This window comes from Pseudomonas fluorescens, from assembly GCF_041354075.1.
Taxonomy (GTDB): domain Bacteria; phylum Pseudomonadota; class Gammaproteobacteria; order Pseudomonadales; family Pseudomonadaceae; genus Aquipseudomonas; species Aquipseudomonas fluorescens_CE.
Genome location: NZ_JARZGC010000007.1, coordinates 227,926 through 247,573, shown reverse-complemented (window position 1 = coordinate 247,573; position 19,648 = coordinate 227,926). Strand labels below are relative to the sequence as shown.

Genomic DNA, 19,648 nt, shown 5'->3' with positions numbered 1-19,648 from the left:
TACTCACAGGTTGTACTGCTTGCGTTTGCGATACAGCGTCGAGGCATCGATACCCAGCGTCTTGGCAGCCTGGTCCAAGGTGCCGGCGGTGGCGAGCACGGCACCGATGTGCGCTTTCTCCAGCTCATCGAGGCTCAGCGCAGCGCCGATGCGCGGCGCGTTGTTGACCGGGGTCTCGGCCATGCCCAGGTGACTGATCTCGACCCGCTCCTGCGGGCAGATAATGCTCGCCCGCTCCACCACGTTACGCAGTTCCCGGATGTTCCCCGGCCAGCGATAACCCAGCATCGCTTCACGGGCCTCGTCACTGAAGCCTCGCGCCGGGCGCGCGTATTCCTTGACGAAGCGCGCCAGAAAACGATCTGCCAGGTTCAGAATGTCTTCACGGCGCTCACGCAGAGGTGGCAGGTGCAAGGTGATGACGTTCAGGCGATACAGCAAGTCCTCACGGAAACGTCCGTCACGCACCATGTCCTCGAGGTTGAGGTTGGTGGCCGCCAGAATGCGCACGTCGGCGCGGCGGGTGACCGGATCACCGACACGCTCATATTCCTTGTCCTGGATAAAACGCAGCAACTTTGGCTGCAACGTCAGGGGAAAATCGCCGATCTCATCGAGAAACAGCGTGCCGCCGTCGGCCTGGTTGACGCGCCCCAGGGTGCTCTCACTGGCACCGGTGAAGGCGCCCCGGCTGTGGCCGAACAGTTCGCTTTCCATCAACTCGGCCGTCAACGACGGGCAGTTGATGGTGACGCAGGCTTTCTTCGCCCGTTTGCTCCACCCGTGAATGGCCTGGGACAGTTCACCCTTACCGGTGCCGGACTCGCCAAGAATCAGGATGTTGGCATCGGTGCTGGCCACCTGGCGGGCCGTCTCGAGTACCACTTTCATCGCCGGGCTGTGGGAATCCAGGCCGTCCTTGGGCTTTCTGACTTCACCCTCCAGCGCCTCGAGGCGCGCCGACAGTTGCCGCACCTCCAGTTGCTTGGCGGTGGCAAGGCGCAACTGATCTGGGCTGCATGGCTTGACCAGGTAGTCCGCAGCGCCCGCCTGGATCGCATCGACCGCCGTATCCACGGCCGAGTGCGCAGTGACGATCACCACCCGCATCCACGGGGCCTGAATGCGCATTTGTGCCAGCACATCGAGACCGTTGTCCTCACCGAGGCGCAGGTCGAGGAAACACAGGTCGAACACCTGGCGTTGCAGTAACGCGTCAGCCTGCGCCGCGCTATTGGCAGTGGCGACGCTGTAGCCCTCGTCTTCGAGGCAATAACGGAACGTTCGCAGGATGGCGGACTCGTCGTCCACCAGCAGAATACGGCCCTGATGGTCGGTGGCAGATTCCATTTTCCTACGCTCCTAAAAGAATGATCTTGGTTAGTCCCAGAAAAATCGGGCAAGTTGCATGGTTGATTCTGGCCGATTTCGCCTACAACGGAGTAACTATCTACTCACGCGACGGCTAATCGCCTGATTTTCTTGTTATTTTTTTTGAACTACAAAAATTCAGGCTGATCTGCCTGGAATTCAGACAGCAACGCCCTCTGCTCAATTCAAAAAAAACAAGAAAGCTCCTACGAAATTATCGTGCATTTCGCACGACCCTCAATAGGCCATCGTGCAGGATGCGTCCGACCGATAATTTTTATCATTTATAAACTATTGATTTATAAAGGTTTTTTTGTTCAAAAAAACTGGCATGCCGACTGCAATGGTGTTGGTATCCGGGGCAATCCGAACGCCCCCCAATAACAATCACCACCGTGTGGGAGGAGCTTCAGGATGAATCGCCAACGTGCCGCCCAATTGCGTATCTCGCCACTGCATATCCAGCAGGGCCTGTTCGCCGTACTGGCGCTGCTGATCACCTTGATTGGCGGTCAGCAATATCAGCGCTGGATGCAGAGCCAGCAGCCAGAGGCGCCGCGCGTGTCGTTTCAATATCCGGTTCAGACTCACTTCAGCGCCGTGCACAGCACCGCTGCGGACAGCGCTCCCATGCGAATGATGGACGTCGACCAGGCTCAGCCTGTGGATGAGATGCCACCTCAGGACCGCTGGGTATTTTGACCCCTGGCGCATTCCTGCGCCGGGACTTGCAGCACCGTACTACCTCTAATAGAAGCGTAAGGAGAATCACCATGTTGAGCTGGGCAATCACATTCCTGATCATCGCCATCATCGCCGCAGTACTGGGCTTCGGTGGTATCGCGGGCACCGCCACGGGTATCGCCAAGATTCTCTTTGTCGTGTTCCTGGTGATGTTCATTGCTTCGTTCTTCTTTGGCCGCCGCGGCCGGGGCTGACGATGAACGTTTCGTTGAAAACGCTGGCAGCCGCCCTGCTTCTGGGCGGCAGCGCCTTCGCCATGGCAGCCAACGACGGTCAGACGCGGGTCAATGAGTTGCTCACCGCAGACCCGCAGTTCCGCGAGACCTGGCAAGACGTAGTGAAGAAGGAAGAGCGCCTGCCGGAATGGGTGATGAACCTGTCTGGCAACGCCGAGCAAATGAATGCGGTGCAAGAGGATGGCGATCAATACCTGGTCGGTCCGCTCTGCGAATCCAGCAGCACTTGCCAGAGCAATCGCCTGATCGTCGCCGTCAGTTTCGACAAGAAGGACGCCTACGCCATGCTGGTTCAGGTGCCTGCAGGACTGCCGGCCGACAAGTCGCCGACGCGACATGCCGATTACCGCTTCCTCGGCAAGCCGGACCAGGGCATGCAGGACCTGTTGATGGAGCAACTGAAGAAAGATCCGAACTGGTACTGAATTTGTCACATGAAAGAAGCAGCATTGCTTCTCTCTGCTGCGCCGCCTGAGGAAGGCGGCCGCATGACCAAGGGGCCGGGACGTTCTGCCTGTTTCAGGGGCGGAGTGACCTACGGGTACAGGGAGTACCTGCGCAAGGGCCGGGTCAGGAAAAAGCTGCGACGCAGGTTCGTCGTCCACCAAGGAACGACGAGCTTGCGGAGAGCTTCAAAGCGTTTCGCGCTGTCAGCAACGTCAACCCTTCAATCGAACTACCTCACCCTCTTCACTCAAATCCTCGCCCCGATTCGAGTAATACCGCGTCTGCGTTGTGACCGTACATCGAGAAAAACACGCCTCGTTTCGCGGCGTTTTGTCGCGACTCGCTGTCGGACAATTCCTCAAAAAACCCTTCGTTAAGCTGATCAAAAAACAACCAACCTCATCGGAGATGGCCGGTTCACGGCACTTCCATAACCGAAATGTCACTTCCGAACCATTTGCGACGTCGCTTTTGGCACATAAACCTCATGCCGATTCGGTATGGGGTAGTCGTTTACGGCATTAGACGCCGCATCCCCGCATCGGAATAGTTGCGCCTTTTTTCAGCTGCCAGAGAGCCATAAAAACGCTCCGGGGCACCTTATACGGGGGCGGATGCACACGACTTTTTCGCCACGAGCGGTCCAGTTTGCGCATTCGGCCCGAGTCAAACTGAAGTAAGGGTAAAGATATGAAGAAGGCAAAGCTCAGCCTCGCCTGGCAGATCCTCATCGGTCTGGTGTTGGGGATTGCAATCGGTGCGCTGCTCAACCACTTCAGTGCCGAGAAGGCCTGGTGGATCAGCAACGTCCTGCAACCGGCAGGCGATATCTTTATCCGTCTGATCAAGATGATCGTGATCCCGATCGTGATTTCCTCGCTGATCGTCGGCATCGCCGGCGTGGGTGATGCGAAGAAACTCGGCAGCATCGGCCTCAAGACCATCATCTACTTCGAGATCGTCACGACCATCGCCATCGTGGTCGGCCTGCTGCTGGCCAACCTGTTCCACCCGGGCGCCGGCATCGACATGAGTACCCTGGGCACGGTGGACATCTCCAAGTACCAGGCGACCGCCGCCGAAGTGCAGCATGAACACGCGTTCATCGAAACCATCCTCAACCTGATTCCGTCCAACATCTTCGCGGCCATGGCTCGCGGGGAAATGCTGCCGATCATCTTTTTCTCGGTGCTCTTCGGTCTCGGCCTGTCGAGCCTCAAGCCGGAACTGCGCGACCCGCTGGTGACCATGTTCCAGGGCGTTTCGGAAAGCATGTTCAAGGTCACCCACATGATCATGAACTACGCCCCGATCGGCGTTTTCGCACTGATCGCGGTCACCGTGGCCAACTTCGGCTTCGCGTCGCTGCTGCCACTGGCGAAGCTGGTGATCCTGGTTTACGTCGCCATCGCCTTCTTCGCCTTCGTGGTGCTGGGCTTGATCGCTCGCCTGTTCGGCTTCTCGGTGGTCAAGCTGATGCGCATCTTCAAGGATGAGCTGGTGCTGGCCTACTCCACCGCCTCCTCCGAAACCGTGCTGCCGCGCGTGATCGAGAAGATGGAAGCCTACGGTGCGCCGAAAGCCATCTGCAGCTTCGTGGTGCCGACCGGTTACTCGTTCAACCTCGACGGCTCGACCCTGTACCAGAGCATTGCGGCCATCTTCATCGCCCAGCTCTACGGCATCGACCTGTCGATCAGCCAGCAACTGCTGCTGGTGCTGACCCTGATGGTCACCTCCAAAGGCATCGCCGGGGTTCCGGGCGTGTCCTTCGTGGTGCTGCTGGCCACACTGGGCAGCGTCGGCATCCCGCTCGAAGGCCTGGCGTTCATCGCCGGTGTCGACCGCATCATGGACATGGCGCGCACCGCCCTGAACGTGATCGGCAACGCCCTGGCCGTGCTGGTCATCGCGCGCTGGGAAGGCATGTACGACGACGCCAAGGGTCAGCGCTACTGGAACTCGCTGCCGCACTGGCGCAGCAAGGAAAAATTGCCGGTTGGCGAGGTTTCCAGCAACTGACAGGAATGGCCATTTGTGGGAGCGAGCCTGCTCGCGATGGCGGTGTATCAGACGACAGACATGTTGAATGGGCCGCCCTCATCGCGAGCAGACTCGCTCCCACCCGTGTCAATGCCGACCCTACCGACAAACCCCGGACAATTCCGGGGTTTGTCGTTTCTGGCCACCCCGCTATCATTCGCGCATCTTTGGGGGGATTTGACTGATGCTTAATGGCCTGTGGCTTGGCTTCTTCATCGTGGCGGCCGTGTCGGCGCTGGCGCAGTGGCTGATCGGGGGCAACGCCGGGATCTTTGCGGCGATGGTGGAGAGCATTTTCGCCATGGCCAAGCTGTCGGTCGAAGTCATGGTGCTGCTGTTCGGCACCCTCACCCTCTGGCTGGGCTTCCTGCGGATCGCCGAGAAAGCCGGGATCGTCGACTGGCTGGCCAACGCACTGGGCCCGCTGTTTCTGCGCCTGATGCCGGAAGTGCCGCCCGGCCACCCGGCCATTGGCCTGATCACCCTGAACTTCGCCGCCAACGGCCTGGGCCTGGACAACGCCGCCACGCCGATTGGCCTCAAGGCCATGAAGGCGCTGCAGGAGCTCAACCCCAGCCCCACCATCGCCAGCAACGCGCAGATCCTGTTCCTGGTGCTCAACGCCTCCTCCCTGACCCTGCTGCCGGTCACCATCTTCATGTACCGCGCGCAGCAAGGCGCGCCGGACCCGACGCTGGTGTTCCTGCCGATCCTGCTGGCGACCAGTTGCTCGACCATCGTCGGCTTCCTGGCCGTGGCCTTCATGCAACGCCTGCGGGTTTGGGACCCGGTGGTGCTGGCCTATCTGGTTCCCGGCGCACTGATCCTGGGTGGCTTCATGGCGTTGCTGGGCACGATGTCGGCCGCCGCGCTGGCGGGCCTGTCGTCGATCCTTGGCAACCTCACGCTGTTTGGCCTGATCATGCTGTTCCTGATCATCGGCGCGCTGCGCAAGGTCAAGGTCTACGAAGCGTTCGTCGAGGGCGCGAAAGAAGGCTTCGATGTGGCGAAGAACCTGCTGCCGTACCTGGTGGCGATGCTCTGCGCGATTGGCGTGCTGCGTGCTTCCGGGGCCCTGGACTTCGGCCTCGACGGCATCCGCCACCTGGTGGAATGGGCCGGTTGGGACACGCGCTTCGTCGACGCGCTGCCGACGGCGATGGTCAAACCGTTCTCCGGCAGCGCCGCCCGGGCAATGCTGATCGAAACCATGAAGACCTCAGGTGTGGACAGCTTCCCGGCGCTGGTCGCCGCGACGATTCAGGGCAGCACCGAGACGACTTTCTACGTACTGGCGGTGTACTTCGGCGCGGTGGGGATCCAGCGTGCGCGGCATGCGGTGGGGTGTGCGCTATTGGCGGAGCTGGCCGGGGTGCTCGGCGCCATCGGGGTTTGCTACTGGTTCTTCGGCTGAAACATCCACCCTGTAGGAGCGAGCATGCTCGCTCCTACAGGGTGGGGTTCATGGCTTGGCGGGCGCCATCTTCTGCCCTTGCTCCACCGCCCAGCTCACCACCTGCCTGGTCAACTGATCGCCCGCCTGACCAAACCCGCTGACCACCGACGGCACCTTCACGTCGTTCAGCGCCTGGCGCACTTCGAAGCGGCGGCTGGCGAGGATGCGCTGGTCAAAGCCGCGCACCAGCACCGCATCCAGGCGCATCACCACGCTGGCCATCGTACCCTGATACTCGGTCTGGAACGCTTGCAGCGTACCGCCCAGTTCCAGGTCAGCCTGGAAATTGCTGTCGTCGGTGCTCAACAACGTCACCCGGCCGTCATGCTGAAAGCCATCGAGCAGCCGGTTGCGCAGCAGCTCCGGCGCCGGGTCGCTCCAGCGGGAAGCCTTGTAGCTGCTGATCAGATCGCCTTGAGGGATGACCGCGATGTTGCGACTGTTCAACGCTTCGCTGGCTTGCGGCTTGACCAGACGCAGCGACCAGGGTTGCGCAGTGCCGTAGCTGGCGATCGCGCTACTCTGGGACGAAGGCAAGCGATACACATCCGCCGGTTCGGCCTTGGGCAGGATCGAGCAGGCGCTGGTCAACGCCAGGGCGCCGAGGAGGGCAATGTGGCTCAGCTTCATGGCGTGAATTCCTTGTTCTTGTCAGTGCCCAGCAGGTAACCGCTGGGGTTGGCTTCCAGGCGCTGGGAGATGGCGCGCAGCGACGTCAGGGTGTCACGCAATTCCCGCACCGCAGGCGCCAGGCCATTGAGGCCCTGCATGCCGTTGTTGAGCGAATCCTGGTTGCTGCTGAGCAGCTTGTTGATGGTCGCGCTGCTCTGTTCCAGCGATTTCATGGCCTGCTCGGCGCTGCCGAACATCTGTTTGCCCTGATCGTTGAGCAAGCCGTTGGCGTTGCGCATCAGCGTCGATGTCTGTTCGAGCATGACGCTCGCCTGCTTGCCGACCGACGCCAGTTGCTGCATCGCCTGACGGATGTCGCCGCGTTGGTCGGCGATGGCACCGGTGGTTTGTTCCAGATGCTCCAGGGTCTTGCCGATGCGCTCGACGTTTTCAGTGGAGAGCAGGCGGTTGGCGTTGTGCATCAACATGTTCACGCCGGTCATCAGGTCGTTGCTGTCGTTGAGCAGGCGCGCGATGGGCGAGGGCGAAGCGACGATGGTCGGCAGTTCGCCGTCCTGGCCCTTGAGCGCCGGGCTCTGTGGCGTGCCGCCGCTGAGCTGGATGATCGATGTCCCGGTGACCCCAGTCAGCGCCAGCTTGGCCTGGGTGTCTTCCTTGATCGGGGTGTCACCGGCCAGGCGAATCCGCGCCAGCACGCGGCGCGGGTCCTTGGGGTCCAGGCGCAGGTTCACCACGTCGCCGACCTTGATGCCGCTGTACTGCACCGAACTGCCCTTGGACAGGCCGCTGACCGCCTCGTTGAAGACCACTTCATAGTCCTTGAACTCGGTGTCGACACTGGATTTGGCCAGCCACAGACCGAAGAGCAGGGCGCCTGCGACGACGATCACCGTGAACAGGCCGATCAATACATGATGGGCTCGGGTTTCCATGTCAGACCTCTTTCAACTGTTGAGCAGCGGTCAACGCTGCGCGGCCGCGGGGGCCGTGGAAATATTCGTGAATCCACGCGTCGTCGGTTTCCGAGACGACATCGATGGCGCCCGCCACCAGCACCTTCTTCTGCGCCAGCACCGCCACCCGGTCGGTGATGGTGTAGAGGGTGTCGAGGTCGTGGGTGATCAGCAGCACACTCAGGCCCAGCGCATCGCGCAGGGTCAGGATCAACTGGTCGAACGCTGCCGCGCCAATCGGGTCGAGACCCGCAGTCGGTTCGTCGAGAAACAGGATGTCCGGGTCCAGCGCCAAGGCCCGGGCCAGTGCTGCGCGCTTGATCATGCCGCCGGACAGCGACGCGGGGTATTTGTCCGCAGCCGACAGCGGCAGTCCCGCGAGTGCAAGCTTCACCGCCGCCAGATGCTCGGCATCGTCGCGGCTGAGGCCGGCGTGTTCGATGAGGGGCAGGGCGACGTTTTCGGTGACGGTCAGCGAAGAAAACAGCGCGCCTTTCTGAAACAGCACGCCAAACCGCCGCTCGACCAGCGAGCGTTCGTGCTCGGACAAGGCCGGCAGGTTCTTGCCAAACACCTTGACCATGCCATCGCTGGGCTGGCGCAAGCCGACAATGCTGCGCAGCAGCACCGATTTGCCGCTGCCGGAGCCCCCGACCACGGCGAGGATCTCGCCCTTGTACAAATCCAGGTCGAGGTTCTCGTGCACGCTCTGGCGACCAAAGCGATTGCACAGCCCACGGACTTCGATCACCGCCTCGGAGGGCGCTCGGGGTAGACGACTCACCAGCCCATCTCCATGAAAAACAGCGCGGCCACGGCGTCGAGCACGATCACCACGAATATCGACTGCACCACGCTGGATGTCGTGTGCGCGCCGACCGACTCGGCGCTGCCGCTGACCTTGAAGCCTTCCAGGCAGCCGATGGCGGCGATCAGGAAGGCGAAGATCGGCGCTTTGACGATCCCCACCAGAAAATGCTGAACACCGATGTCCGAATGCAGCAGCGACAGGAACATCGCCGGGGAAATATCCAGCGATACCGCGCACACCACGCCACCGCCAACGATGCCCGAGAGCATCGCCAGGAACGTCAGCATCGGCAGCGAAACCAGTAGCGCCAGTACTCGCGGCACCACGAGCAGCTCCATGGGGTCCAGGCCGAGGGTGCGGATGGCGTCGATTTCTTCGTTGGCCTTCATCGAGCCGATCTGCGCGGTGAAGGCGCTGGCCGTGCGACCGGCCATCAGGATCGCGGTCAGCAGCACGGCGAATTCGCGCAGGAAGGAGAACGCCACCAGGTCCACGGTGAACACCGTCGCGCCAAAGTTGGCCAGCACCGTGGCACCCAGGAATGCCACCACCGCGCCCACCAGGAATGTCAACAAGGCGACGATCGGCGCCGCATCGAGGCCGGTCTGTTCGATGTGGGCCACCATGGGCGTGATTCGCCAGCGCCAGGGACGAACCAGCCCACGCACCAGGGTTTCGAGAATCAGGCCGACGAAGCCCAGCAACTGCAGGGTGTCCTGCCAGACCGTATCCACCGCCCGGCCGATGCGGGTCAGCAGTTGAATGCCGACACTGATCTCCGGCTCCTTGATCGGCACGCAGAAGTCGGTCATCGAGCGGTACACCGTCTGCAACAACGCCCGGTCGGCCGATGTCAGGGTGCAATCGGGGTGTTCGGCGGAGCGGCCAAGACGCTCCGAGCCGAGCATTTCCACCAACAGCGAGGCGCCGGCAGTGTCGAGTGCGCCGAGGTTGTTGAGGTCGATGTGGGTGCTGTTGTCGTACTGGCCGCGCAGCTTTTCGCACCGATCCTTGAGGACGGCGTAATGGGCGAGCGTCCAGTCCCCCGTCACGCGAAGTTGCGCGGGGGTGTGCGAGGTGTCCAGGAGGGCACTGCCCGGTGTCGTGCTGCTGGTCATAAGCTCCGTGCTTGTTCGGCTGTTACGCAGCCCTACGTAATAGCACGAACCCGGTTACTTTTCTTTGGTCGGTGTGCTGTCTGTGATCTTGAAACGCAGCACGCCAATCAACTGTCCGTCCTCGGTCAGCACGCGAACCTGCCAGTTGCCGGCCGGGTTGCCGGGGAAATTCTGCTTGTGGGTCCAGGCGCGGTAGCCTTCCTTGCGCCCGCCGTGGATGTCCAGGGCGATACGGTCGACTTCCTTGCCGTTGAATTGCCAGACGTGATAAATCCGCTCGTCCAGGCCACGCGGCGCGTTGATCGCGGTGTAGGCATAGAGCCCGGCGCCGCGAATCTGCTCGGCACTGACTTCATCGAGGCTGTCGCCAGGCGTGCGGTCCTGCATCTGCGTGCTGATCGCCACGTCGGTCATCCACAGGGTGGCCGGCGGCACCCAGGAGCGCAGCACCCAGCCTACGCCGCCAATGCCTACGGTGATGCACAGGATCGCCAGCGCATTACGCACCGTACGGATCGGAAAGATCGACGCCAGGCTCGGGAACGACAGGATGACGGCCGTGCCCAGGGCCAGCTTGAAGCTCTGGGACGTGGTCAGGTGCAGAATGACGGGCAGTGCGGTCAGCAGCGCCGCGAACAGCGTCAGCGTGTGCAGCGCCAGGAACGCCCAGCGCCGGGGCGCCAGCCATTTGTAGTACAGCGGGTCGATGATGGAAATCAGCGCGGCGAGGCCCAGCAGCCCGGTGAAAAACAGCTGCCCGCTATTCCAGGTGGTGGTGATGAAAAAGAACGGCAGGACGAAGAACAGGCTTTCCTGGTGAATCATCTGCGTCGCGTAACGCAGCAAAGGCTGGGGGATTTCGCGCTTGAAGACGCGGGTGAACAGCTGGGTGAGGCTGTTTTCCAGCATCAGCCAGATCCAGCTGAGCACCATGATCACGGTGATCCAGGTCGCCAGCCCTTGTTGACGGTCCACCAGCATGAAACTGGCGACCCCGGAGATGAAACCGCCGAGCGCAATGACCCCTGGATAGCGCTTCATCAGTTCGAGGAGGCGCTGGATGAACAAGGTCAGGGTCGGCATTCGAGGATTCACAGGCGGCATGGGAAAAGACCTCGACAGGGTACCGCTCGCGGGCCTGCATGGCGAGCAGAGCACGCCGCACACCCTGTAGGAGCGAGCATGCTCGCGATAGTGGTCCGGACAACGCGGGGTGTCAGGCTGCCAACGTCATCGTTGACGACCATCGCGAGCATGCTCGCTCCTACAGGGTTTCCGGTGTGGGCGAGGGCGAATTCAGCGTTTGCGGTAGATGCGCCAGCCCAGAATCCCGAACACCAACACCGCAAGCACAGCGGCAATCGCCACGATCAACTGGTCATCGCTGAGCAGCGGTTTTTCAACCCGCACGTAACCGGGCTGCATCAGCAACTCCCGCATGGCCTTGTTCGCCTGCGCCACCGTCACGCCCTGCAACTCTTTGGCGGGGTCGGCGAAGCGGCCGTCCTCGTAGTCGCCCAGCGCACTCCAGTAATAGTCGGCCAGCGCGCTGTTGCCTTGCACGGCCCAGGCCTGGCGGGCGATGGCGGCCTGCTTGAGGCGGTTGAAGGTGTCCGCATCCAGGCCATCCCTGAGCAGTTCGGACTTCAACGCATCCAGCGCCTGCGCGGCCTCGGCCACATCGTCGCGCTCGAGGTCGGCGTTGAGGCTCATGAAACCCACACCGCCAAACACCTCGCGTTCGGCGGAAGGGCCGTAGGACAGACTGTGCGCCAGGCGCAACTGGCGATACAGCGCCCAGTCGAGGTAATCCTTGAGCAAGTCGAAGGTGGCGTCGTTCACATCGTCCAGCACCGGTTCCGGCACCAGCCAGTGCAGTTTGGCCGAGTCCCCCACCAGCGCGCGACTCAAGGTACGCTCATGCGCCGCACTGGCGAGGATGACCGGCAGGGGCGGGTGTTCACTGGGATCAACCGGCTTCAGCGCGCCCCAGGCCCGCTCCAGGTACGCCGGCAGCAGGCGTTCCAGATCGCCCACCATGATCAGCGTCATGTTGTTCGGCGCGTACCAGGCCTGGCGTACGGCCTCCAGTTGCTCGCGGGTCAGGTGATCGACTTCGGCTCGCTCGGGGCATTTGAGGCCCAGTTCCACGGCCAGTTGATTGCTCGCCGTGTGGCCCAGGTCCTGCCGGTCCAGCCAGCGCTGCAGGTGCGTGTAATGGCCGCCGTCCTCGCGTTCGACGACTTTCTTGGCGGCGCTGATCGCGTTGTCGTCGATGCGCGTCTGGGTCAGCAGGGCCAGCAGCAGATCGAGGACCTTGCGCTGGTTTTTCGCCGGGGCCTCGATAACGAACGTAGTGTCGGCGTTGCTGGTGTAGGCATTCCATTCACCGCCCAGCGCCTGCATACGTTCTTCCAGCCCACCTTCGCCGGTGGCGTCGATGCCGCTGAACAGCAGGTGTTCGAGCAGGTGCGGCAACTCTTTGTCGGCACAGCTGAAATCATCGAGACCGACGCCGACCACCAGCCGGATCGCCACGTGACCGCGCTCGTTGCCCGGTTTGAGCAGCAATTGCAGACCGTTGCGCAGCGTATAGCCTTCGACCTGGAAGCGGTCCAGGGCAAACGAAGGGAGTGAGCCCAGCAACAGGCAGGCGAACAGCAGGCAACGCATAAAGAGCTTCCAGGCAAATCAGTCGGAGATCCGTTTCGTCAGTCAGCCCCCAATCGCGAGCAGGCTCGCTCCCACAGGGTATTGTGGACACCGCAGAACCCATGTGGGAGCGAGCCTGCTCGCGATAGGGCCATCAGGCCGAACCCAAGTTACTGACTGACCACGGTGCCAGACGTTCAAGGCGAATGTGTGATATCCGCCAGATCGTCCACCACGAGCGCACCGGTTTCGGAGGTTTCCAGCACCACATAGGCACTGCCGCAGAACAGCGAGTTCAGGCGCTTCATGTCGGCAATCATTTCCAGGTGCAGCGAACTGGTCTCGATACTTTGCACGATCTTGCGTTGCAACCGGCTGACATGGGCATGGGCCAGGCGGCGTTCCTGTGCGCGGAAACGACGTTTTTCGCGCAGCAACTGACGGGCGCTTTCCTTGTCGGCGCTGAGAAACACCGACAAGCCCAGGCGCAGGTTGACGATGAGCTGGCTGTGCAGCCCTGCCAACTCTTCCAGACCGACCTCGGAAAACGAGCGGCGCTGCGCGGTTTTCTGCTGTTGCACCTTGCGCAGCATGCGTTCGATCAGGTCGCTGGCCAGTTTGAGGTTGATCGCCAGTTCGATGATTTCCGCCCAGCGCCGACTGTCCTGGTCGCTGAGATCCTCCCGGGGCATCTGCGCCAGATAGAGCTTGATCGCGCTGTACAGCGCCTCGACGTCATCGCTCAAGCGGCGCATTTCCTGGGTCACGGCGGTTTGCTTGCCCTGCAGCACGTCGAGCATCGCCTCGAGCATGTGGTCGATCAGGTCCCCCATGCGCAGGGTTTCCCGGGAGGCATTGGCCAGCGCGAGGCTGGGCGTGACCAGCGCGGTCGGATCGAGGTGACGGGGCTTGGCCATGCCGTTGGTTTGCGGCCGCTCCGGCAGGACCCAGGCGCAAAACCTGGCCATCGGTCCGACCGTGGGCAGCAGGATCAGGCAGCGCGCCGTGTTGTAGAGCAGGTGAAAGCCGATGACCATTTCCTGTGGGCTGTAATCCAGGCTGTCGATCCAGTGCACCAGCGGATCGAGCACCGGAATGATCAGCAGCAGGCCGATCAGCTTGTACAGCAGGCTGCCCAACGCCACCTGGCGCCCGGCGGGGTTCTGCATGCTGGTGCTCATGAACGCCAGCACACCGCTGCCGATGTTGGCGCCGATGACCAGGCCGAGCGCCACCGGCAGGCTGATGACTTTGGCCCCGGCCAGGGTCGCGGTCAGCAGGACGGCGGCGAGGCTGGAGTAGGAAATCATGGCGAACAGCGCGCCCATCAGGGCATCGAGCAGGATGTCGCCGGTCAGCGAGGCGAAGATCACCTTCACCCCCTTGGCGTGGGTGATCGGGTCAGCGGCCTCGACGATCAGTTGCAGCGCCAGGATGATCAGCCCCAGGCCCAGCGCGACGCGGCCCATCTGGCCAACGCGCGTCTGCTTGCGTGACAGGAAGAAAATCACCCCGACAAAGATCAGCAGCGGCGACAGCCAGGACAGGTCGAAGGTCAGCACCCGCGCCATCAGCGCCGTCCCCACATCGGCGCCGAGCATGGTCACCAGTGCCGGCGTCAGTGCCATCAGCCCCTGGCCGACGAACGAGGTGACGAGCATCGCCGTGGCGTTGCTGCTCTGGACCATGGCGGTGACCGCGATCCCGGAGAGGAAGGCCAGCCAGCGCCTGGACATGTTGCGGCCAATCACGTGGCGCAGATTGGAACCATAAACCCGCAGAATGCCGGTTCGGACGATGTGCGTGCCCCAGATCAGCAGGGCCACGGCTGAGAGCAAATTGAGCAGGGTGAGCATACAGGCCCCCTGTGGTGGTAGCGCCCCAAAGGAGCAAGTGGACGGTGCCGCGCGACGTTCTACGTCTTGTAGTTAAGCTGTAGTTGGCTAACGGTCTATGCGCCAGCATCGCATAGCTTAATCAGCGATTGAAACAAAACTGTCATGAAACGACATGCCCACTGTAGGAGCGAGCATGCTCGCGATGGACTCGAGAACGCCAAGGGGTGTCAGGCACCCCGCGTTATCGTTGACGACCATCGCGAGCATGCTCGCTCCTACAAGGGTTTGCAGACGGCTTACTGGCCTGGAATGTCCTTGCGCAGTTTCACCGGGTCCTGCTGCTTTTTCTTTTTCGCCGTTGCGGTGCGCATCTTGATGTTGAAGGCTTCCACCGCCAGCGAGAACGCCATGGCGAAGTAGACGTAGCCTTTTGGCACGTGGACGTCGAAGGACTCGGCAATCAGCACGGTGCCGACCACCAGCAGGAACGACAGCGCGAGCATTTTCAACGATGGGTGCTTGTCGATGAAATCGCTGATGGTGCCCGCCGCCAGCATCATCACCAGCACAGCAACAATGATCGCCGCCACCATGACCGGAACATGGGACACCATGCCGACGGCCGTAATCACCGAATCCAGCGAGAACACGATGTCGATGATCGCGATCTGGATGATGGTGTAGAGGAAATTCCCGCCCTTGCCACTCGGCTCGTCGCTGGTTTCGTCTTCGCCTTCCAGCGCGTGGTACATCTCTTGCGAGCTCTTCCACAGCAGGAACAGGCCACCGAAGAACAGGATCAGGTCACGCCCGGAAATGCCCTGGCCGAACACTTCGAACAGGTCGGCGGTGAGGCGCATGACCCAGGTGATCGACAGCAGCAACAGGATTCGCGTGACCATGGCCAGCGCCAGGCCGAAGATCCGGGTGCGCGCCTGCATGTGCTTGGGCATGCGGCTGACCAGGATCGAGATCATGATGATGTTATCGATACCCAGGACGATTTCCAGGGCGGTCAGGGTAAAGAAGGCAACCCAGATTTCAGGGTTGGTCAGCCATTCCATGTGTATTCCTTTGAGGATGTGTTAAACCGCAACGGGCCCGGGTTTCATGCAACAAAACCTGGACCCGTTGCGGTGAGTCTTGGGCTTATAGAGTGCTGAACAGCGGAAAGATCCCCATCAGCAATGCGGCTACCAGTATGCACATGCACACCAGCACTGCCCACTTCAGGGTGAAGCGCTGGTGGTCACCGAAGTCGATCCCGGCCAGGGCCACCAACAGGTAGGTCGATGGTACCAGCGGGCTCAGCAAGTGGACGGGTTGACCGACGATCGAGGCACGTGCCATTTCCACCGCCGTGATGCCGTAGTGGCTGGCGGCTTCGGCCAGCACCGGCAACACGCCGTAGTAGAAAGCGTCGTTCGACATGAAAAACGTGAACGGCATGCTCACCAGCGCGGTAATCACGGCCAGGTACGGGCCGAGGAAGTCCGGGATGACCGCCAGCAGGCTCTTGGACATCGCATCGACCATGCCGGTGCCCGTCAGGATACCGGTGAAGATGCCGGCTGCGAAGATCAGGCCGACGACCGCCAGCACACTGCCGGCGTGAGCCGCGACGCGGTCTTTCTGCTGTTGCAGGCAAGGGTAGTTGACGATCATCGCAATGCTGAACGCCACCATGAACAACACCGGCAGCGGCAACAGGCCGGCGATCAGGGTGCACATCAGCGCCAGGGTCAACGCACCGTTGAACCAGATCAGTTTCGGACGACGGGCATCCGGGAACTGCGAAACGCTGATTTCGCTGTGATCGATCTCGTCGCCCACCAGGTGCAGTTCACCCAGGCGCGCACGCTCACGTTTGCCATAGAAGTAGGCAATGGCCAGGATCGCCACGACGCCGGCAGCCATCGCCGGAATCATCGGCACGAAGATCGCCGACGGGTCCACATGCAGTGCACTGGCCGCCCGGGCGGTCGGACCACCCCAGGGGGTCATGTTCATCACGCCGCCGGCGAGGATGATCAGGCCTGCCATGATCCGCGGGCTCATGCCGATGCGGCTGTACAGCGGCAGCATGGCGGCCACGCAGATCATGTAGGTGGTCGCGCCGTCACCGTCGAGGGAGACGACGAGCGCCAGGACGGCGGTGCCGACCGACACTTTCAGCGGGTCACCCTTGACCATCTTGAGGATCTTGCGCACGGCCGGGTCGAACAGGCCGGAGTCGATCATCAGGGCGAAATACAGAATGGCGAACATCAGCATCACGCCGGTCGGCGCGAGCTTGGTGATGCCTTCGAGCATCATCGGGCCGATTTTCGGGCCGAAACCGCCAAACAGGGCGAAGATGATCGGGATGATGATCAGGGCGATCAGCGCGGACAGGCGCTTGGTCATGATCAGGAACATGAACGTGATGACCATGGCGAAGCCAAGGAAAGTCAGCATGGGAATACTCCAGGCGTAGCGCGACTAGGGAATGGGCGAACCGGGTGGGGTCAGCGCAGAACGGGAAGCACGAGACGTACGGGCGGAGTGATGGCGAAGCGGCGGGTAGTAAAGGACATCAGGGTCACCATTGTTGTTGTTTAATGGGCTGTGCGAGCGATAAAACACTGGCAGTGGCCGACCGGTCTGTTGCCGGTAGTGGGGCGATCCTAATCGGGGAAGCTTTCAGCCAGCTTTCGCCCGGTAAAGCTTTGACCGGATGTGCAACCGGTCATCGGAACGGGGCAGTGAAGTACAACCGTGTTGACCCCTTCGCGAGCAAGCCCGCTCCCACACTGTTTTGTGTGCGCCACAGATCAAATGTGGGAGCGGGCTTGCTCGCGAAGGCGTCCGCCCAATACACCCCAGGAGGAAACAGCATGACCAGCACTCACACCGGCGGCTGCCATTGCGGGACCCTGCGGTACCAATTCAGCGGTCCACTGAAAGACATCGCCCACTGCCACTGCTCGATCTGCCGACGGGTCAGCGGTGGCATCGTCACCACCTGGATCACCGTGCCTGCATCGACGTTCGCCTGGGTCAAGGGCACCCCGGCGCAGTACGACTCATCCTCGAGTTGTGTGCGTTATTTCTGCGCAAACTGCGGGGCGCAACTCGCGCTGGTGACCCGGCTCAGCCCCCACAGCATCGACCTGACCATCGCCACCCTCGACCACCCGGAATCGGCACCGGCCGAACGGCATATCTGGACCGAGAGCCGCCTGCCTTGGCTTCATCTGGACGAGCACTTGCCGGGTGAAGTCGAAGAGACCCTGTGATCAAAAAACAGACAGGTCCAATGGACGGATCGCGCCCATCCAGATCGCATGCTCGGTGTGGTCGAGCAGATCGTCACCGGTGTCCGGGTGCAGAAATACCACCAGCCCGTTGCGGTTGAGCGCCAGCCAAGGCAACACCTCGCCCAGCAGTTCCGGGCCGAACGCCAACTGGCAGCTCCAGTCCGGATGCGGTCCGACCAGGCGCTCATGCACGCGGCCCATTTTCAGCGGGAAGTCACGGGCCGCTTGCTCACACAGCGCTCGCGCCTGATCGACGCTGGCTGCGTCGAAATACACATGGGCGTGATAGCCCTTGATCTGCTGCATCTCGATCCCTCCAAAACCCGTTCGAACCCCGGGCGCTGCCCACGGGTCACACGCCATATACGTGGAAAAGTGTGGAGATCAGCCATGAAAAATGCCCAAACCCCAGCCGTAAAGGTGGTGCTGTATGGTGCCATGAGTAGCCTGGGCAGTGCGCTGATGGCTGAGATGCTGCGCCGCCAACATGAAGTCATTGCGATTCTTGACGAGCTCACGGCCTTGGCGCCGCGCCCCGGCCTGCGCGCCAAGACCGGTGATCTGTTCGACGCCGAACGCGTGAAGCAGAGCGTGGCGGGAAGCTCTGCGGTCATCTGCCTGCTGGATGCACCGGGGCTGCCTTTCAACAGCGAGCACGTGGAAAGAACCATCGTGCCAGGCCCGGTGGAGCAGGTGCTGGCGGTCGATGCCTTGATCGACGGCCTGCAGGCGGCAGGCATCACGCGGCTGTTTGTAGTGGGTGACTTCGAGATGCTGGACGACCCGGAAGGTGAAGATGACTTGCAACGCCACGCCGCCGAAGAAATCCGCGAGGCCCTGCAAAGCAGCCCGTTGCAGTGGACACTGGTCAATTCCCCACGGGCCGTGGCCGGGCTGACCATCGAGCACTTCAGCCAGGTCAGCAGCAGCCTGGAACCCGGGCTGGCAGAACCACTGGAGCGCTTGAGCCGCGTGGCGACAGGGATCGTCGACGAATTGCGGCTGAATCTGCATCTGGGGGAGCATGTGAGTTTCGTCGGGGCCGACGCTACACCGCAATAGACGGCAGCGTCAGGCCATTGATCGATTGCGCGCTGCTGGCCTGCTCGGCCATCAGCCAGTCGACGAACTGCTGGATCAACGCACCGCGTCGTTTGCGCGGCGGCAGGACCACGTAATAGCCCTGGCGTGAGATCACCGTCTGGGTGATCGGCCGGCACAGCAAACCTTGCGCCAGCAAGTTATCCACAAGGTGACGCCAGCCGATCGCCACGCCCTGGCCACCAATGGCCGCCTGGATCAGCAGGGTGTAATTGTCGAAGCGCAACTGCCCCGGTGCCGGCGTCGCGCTGATGCCCAGCTCGCGAAACACGCCGCTCCAATCGAACCACTTGCTGCTGTTTTCGCCGCGCAGGTGCAGCAGCGGGAATTCCAGCAGCGACTGCACCGGCAAGGGCAGGGCGCGGTCCTTCAACAGCTGGGGGCTGCACACCGGAAACACTTCTTCGCTGAACAGCCAATGGCTCTCGCCTTGTTTGAAGCGGCCATCACCAAACAGGATCGCCACATCGATGTCGGTGCGCAGCATGTTGAGGCTGCGCTCACTCGTGACCAGGCTGACATCGACCTGGGGATTGGCTTCATGGAACCGGTGCAGACGGGGCATCAGCCAGTAAGCGGCGAAGGCGAAATCGGTCGCGACCTGCAGCACTTCATGTTGGCTTTGCGTGCTGATCGCGCTCAATCCTGCCTCGATATTCTGCAAACCGAGCTGAACCTGTTCGAAAAGTATCGTTCCGGCCTCGGTCAACTCGATGCCGCGATAGATGCGGTCGAACAGGCGTGTAGCGAGCTGGTCCTCCAGCCTTTTGATCTGCTGACTGATCGCCGGCTGCGTGGTGCCGAGCTCCACGGCGGCGGCGGTGAAGCTGCGCTGGCGAGCCGCTGCTTCAAAGGCCCGAAGCAGGTCCAGGGACAAATCACCCAAGGCGTCATACATAAGCTGTGCTTATCCTAGTCATTGTCTGGTATGGGCTTTACCACAATC

Annotated in this window: 19 protein-coding genes; 7 read left to right on the top strand and 12 right to left on the bottom strand. The window is 61.8% G+C overall.

Going from position 1 to position 19,648, the window contains the following annotated elements; all coding sequences use genetic code 11:
- Positions 1-3: 3 nt before the first annotated feature.
- On the bottom strand, positions 4-1,350 hold the full coding sequence (gene algB / locus QIW53_RS12175; RefSeq protein WP_371049860.1) for a sigma-54-dependent response regulator transcription factor AlgB: 1,347 nt from the start codon (positions 1,348-1,350) through the stop codon (positions 4-6).
- 435 nt (positions 1,351-1,785) lie between these two features.
- Here algB and QIW53_RS12170 point away from each other — a divergent pair, with 435 nt between their 5' ends.
- From QIW53_RS12170 to QIW53_RS12150, 5 genes are all read left to right on the top strand, one after another.
- The gene (locus QIW53_RS12170) at positions 1,786-2,073 is read left to right on the top strand and encodes a hypothetical protein (protein WP_371049859.1); all 288 of its coding nucleotides are present in this window, start codon (positions 1,786-1,788) and stop codon (positions 2,071-2,073) included.
- A 71-nt stretch (positions 2,074-2,144) separates the two neighbouring features.
- Positions 2,145-2,309: a DUF1328 domain-containing protein gene (locus QIW53_RS12165; protein WP_003177151.1), complete on the top strand. Its 165-nt coding sequence runs from the start codon at positions 2,145-2,147 to the stop codon at positions 2,307-2,309.
- Between the two features lie 2 nt (positions 2,310-2,311).
- Entirely contained in the window at positions 2,312-2,776 is a 465-nt protein-coding gene (locus QIW53_RS12160; protein WP_371049858.1) for an inhibitor of vertebrate lysozyme family protein, read from the top strand.
- Between the two features lie 712 nt (positions 2,777-3,488).
- Complete coding sequence (gene gltP / locus QIW53_RS12155) at positions 3,489-4,820, top strand: glutamate/aspartate:proton symporter GltP (protein WP_371049857.1); 1,332 nt, start codon at positions 3,489-3,491, stop codon at positions 4,818-4,820.
- A 205-nt stretch (positions 4,821-5,025) separates the two neighbouring features.
- Positions 5,026-6,255 (top strand): nucleoside recognition domain-containing protein, encoded by a 1,230-nt coding sequence (locus QIW53_RS12150; protein ID WP_371049856.1) that lies wholly within the window; start codon positions 5,026-5,028, stop codon positions 6,253-6,255.
- 48 nt (positions 6,256-6,303) lie between these two features.
- Here the strand turns inward: QIW53_RS12150 and QIW53_RS12145 are convergent, their stop codons facing one another.
- The 9 genes from QIW53_RS12145 to QIW53_RS12105 form a co-directional block, all read right to left on the bottom strand.
- Positions 6,304-6,927, bottom strand: a complete 624-nt coding sequence (locus QIW53_RS12145) for an ABC-type transport auxiliary lipoprotein family protein (protein WP_371049855.1) — start codon at positions 6,925-6,927, stop codon at positions 6,304-6,306.
- Positions 6,924-7,862, bottom strand: coding sequence for an MlaD family protein (locus QIW53_RS12140; protein WP_371049854.1), 939 nt, complete (start codon positions 7,860-7,862; stop codon positions 6,924-6,926). Before QIW53_RS12140 ends, QIW53_RS12145 begins: the two co-directional genes overlap by 4 nt.
- A 1-nt stretch (position 7,863) precedes the next feature.
- On the bottom strand, positions 7,864-8,667 hold the full coding sequence (locus QIW53_RS12135) for an ABC transporter ATP-binding protein (RefSeq protein ID WP_371049853.1): 804 nt from the start codon (positions 8,665-8,667) through the stop codon (positions 7,864-7,866).
- Positions 8,664-9,812, bottom strand: a complete 1,149-nt coding sequence (locus QIW53_RS12130; protein WP_371049852.1) for an ABC transporter permease — start codon at positions 9,810-9,812, stop codon at positions 8,664-8,666. The genes QIW53_RS12135 and QIW53_RS12130 overlap by 4 nt, the downstream gene beginning before the upstream one ends.
- 54 nt (positions 9,813-9,866) lie before the next feature.
- Positions 9,867-10,895, bottom strand: coding sequence for a DUF5924 family protein (locus QIW53_RS12125; RefSeq protein ID WP_371049851.1), 1,029 nt, complete (start codon positions 10,893-10,895; stop codon positions 9,867-9,869).
- A 213-nt stretch (positions 10,896-11,108) separates the two neighbouring features.
- Positions 11,109-12,485, bottom strand: coding sequence for a M16 family metallopeptidase (locus tag QIW53_RS12120; RefSeq protein ID WP_371049850.1), 1,377 nt, complete (start codon positions 12,483-12,485; stop codon positions 11,109-11,111).
- Positions 12,486-12,661: 176 nt separating this feature from the next.
- Entirely contained in the window at positions 12,662-14,320 is a 1,659-nt protein-coding gene (locus tag QIW53_RS12115) for a Na/Pi cotransporter family protein (protein ID WP_371049849.1), read from the bottom strand.
- A gap of 278 nt (positions 14,321-14,598) precedes the next feature.
- Positions 14,599-15,366, bottom strand: a complete 768-nt coding sequence (locus QIW53_RS12110; RefSeq protein ID WP_371049848.1) for a TerC family protein — start codon at positions 15,364-15,366, stop codon at positions 14,599-14,601.
- An 85-nt stretch (positions 15,367-15,451) separates the two neighbouring features.
- A complete protein-coding gene (locus QIW53_RS12105) occupies positions 15,452-16,759 on the bottom strand; it encodes a CitMHS family transporter (protein WP_371049847.1) in 1,308 nt (435 codons plus the stop codon).
- A gap of 419 nt (positions 16,760-17,178) precedes the next feature.
- On the opposite strand from QIW53_RS12105, the gene QIW53_RS12100 reads away from it, so the two are divergent.
- Positions 17,179-17,580, top strand: a complete 402-nt coding sequence (locus QIW53_RS12100; RefSeq protein WP_371049846.1) for a GFA family protein — start codon at positions 17,179-17,181, stop codon at positions 17,578-17,580.
- Here QIW53_RS12100 and QIW53_RS12095 read toward each other — a convergent pair whose 3' ends face one another.
- Entirely contained in the window at positions 17,581-17,907 is a 327-nt protein-coding gene (locus QIW53_RS12095; RefSeq protein ID WP_371049845.1) for a DOPA 4,5-dioxygenase family protein, read from the bottom strand.
- 84 nt (positions 17,908-17,991) lie between these two features.
- On the opposite strand from QIW53_RS12095, the gene QIW53_RS12090 reads away from it, so the two are divergent.
- Positions 17,992-18,663 carry an NAD(P)-dependent oxidoreductase gene (locus QIW53_RS12090; RefSeq protein ID WP_371049844.1) on the top strand — a complete coding sequence of 224 codons (672 nt, stop codon included), beginning with the start codon at positions 17,992-17,994 and terminating at the stop codon, positions 18,661-18,663.
- Here the strand turns inward: QIW53_RS12090 and QIW53_RS12085 are convergent.
- A complete protein-coding gene (locus QIW53_RS12085; RefSeq protein ID WP_371049843.1) occupies positions 18,650-19,600 on the bottom strand; it encodes a choline sulfate utilization transcriptional regulator in 951 nt (316 codons plus the stop codon). The genes QIW53_RS12090 and QIW53_RS12085 overlap by 14 nt on opposite strands.
- Between the last annotated feature and the right edge of the window lie 48 nt (positions 19,601-19,648).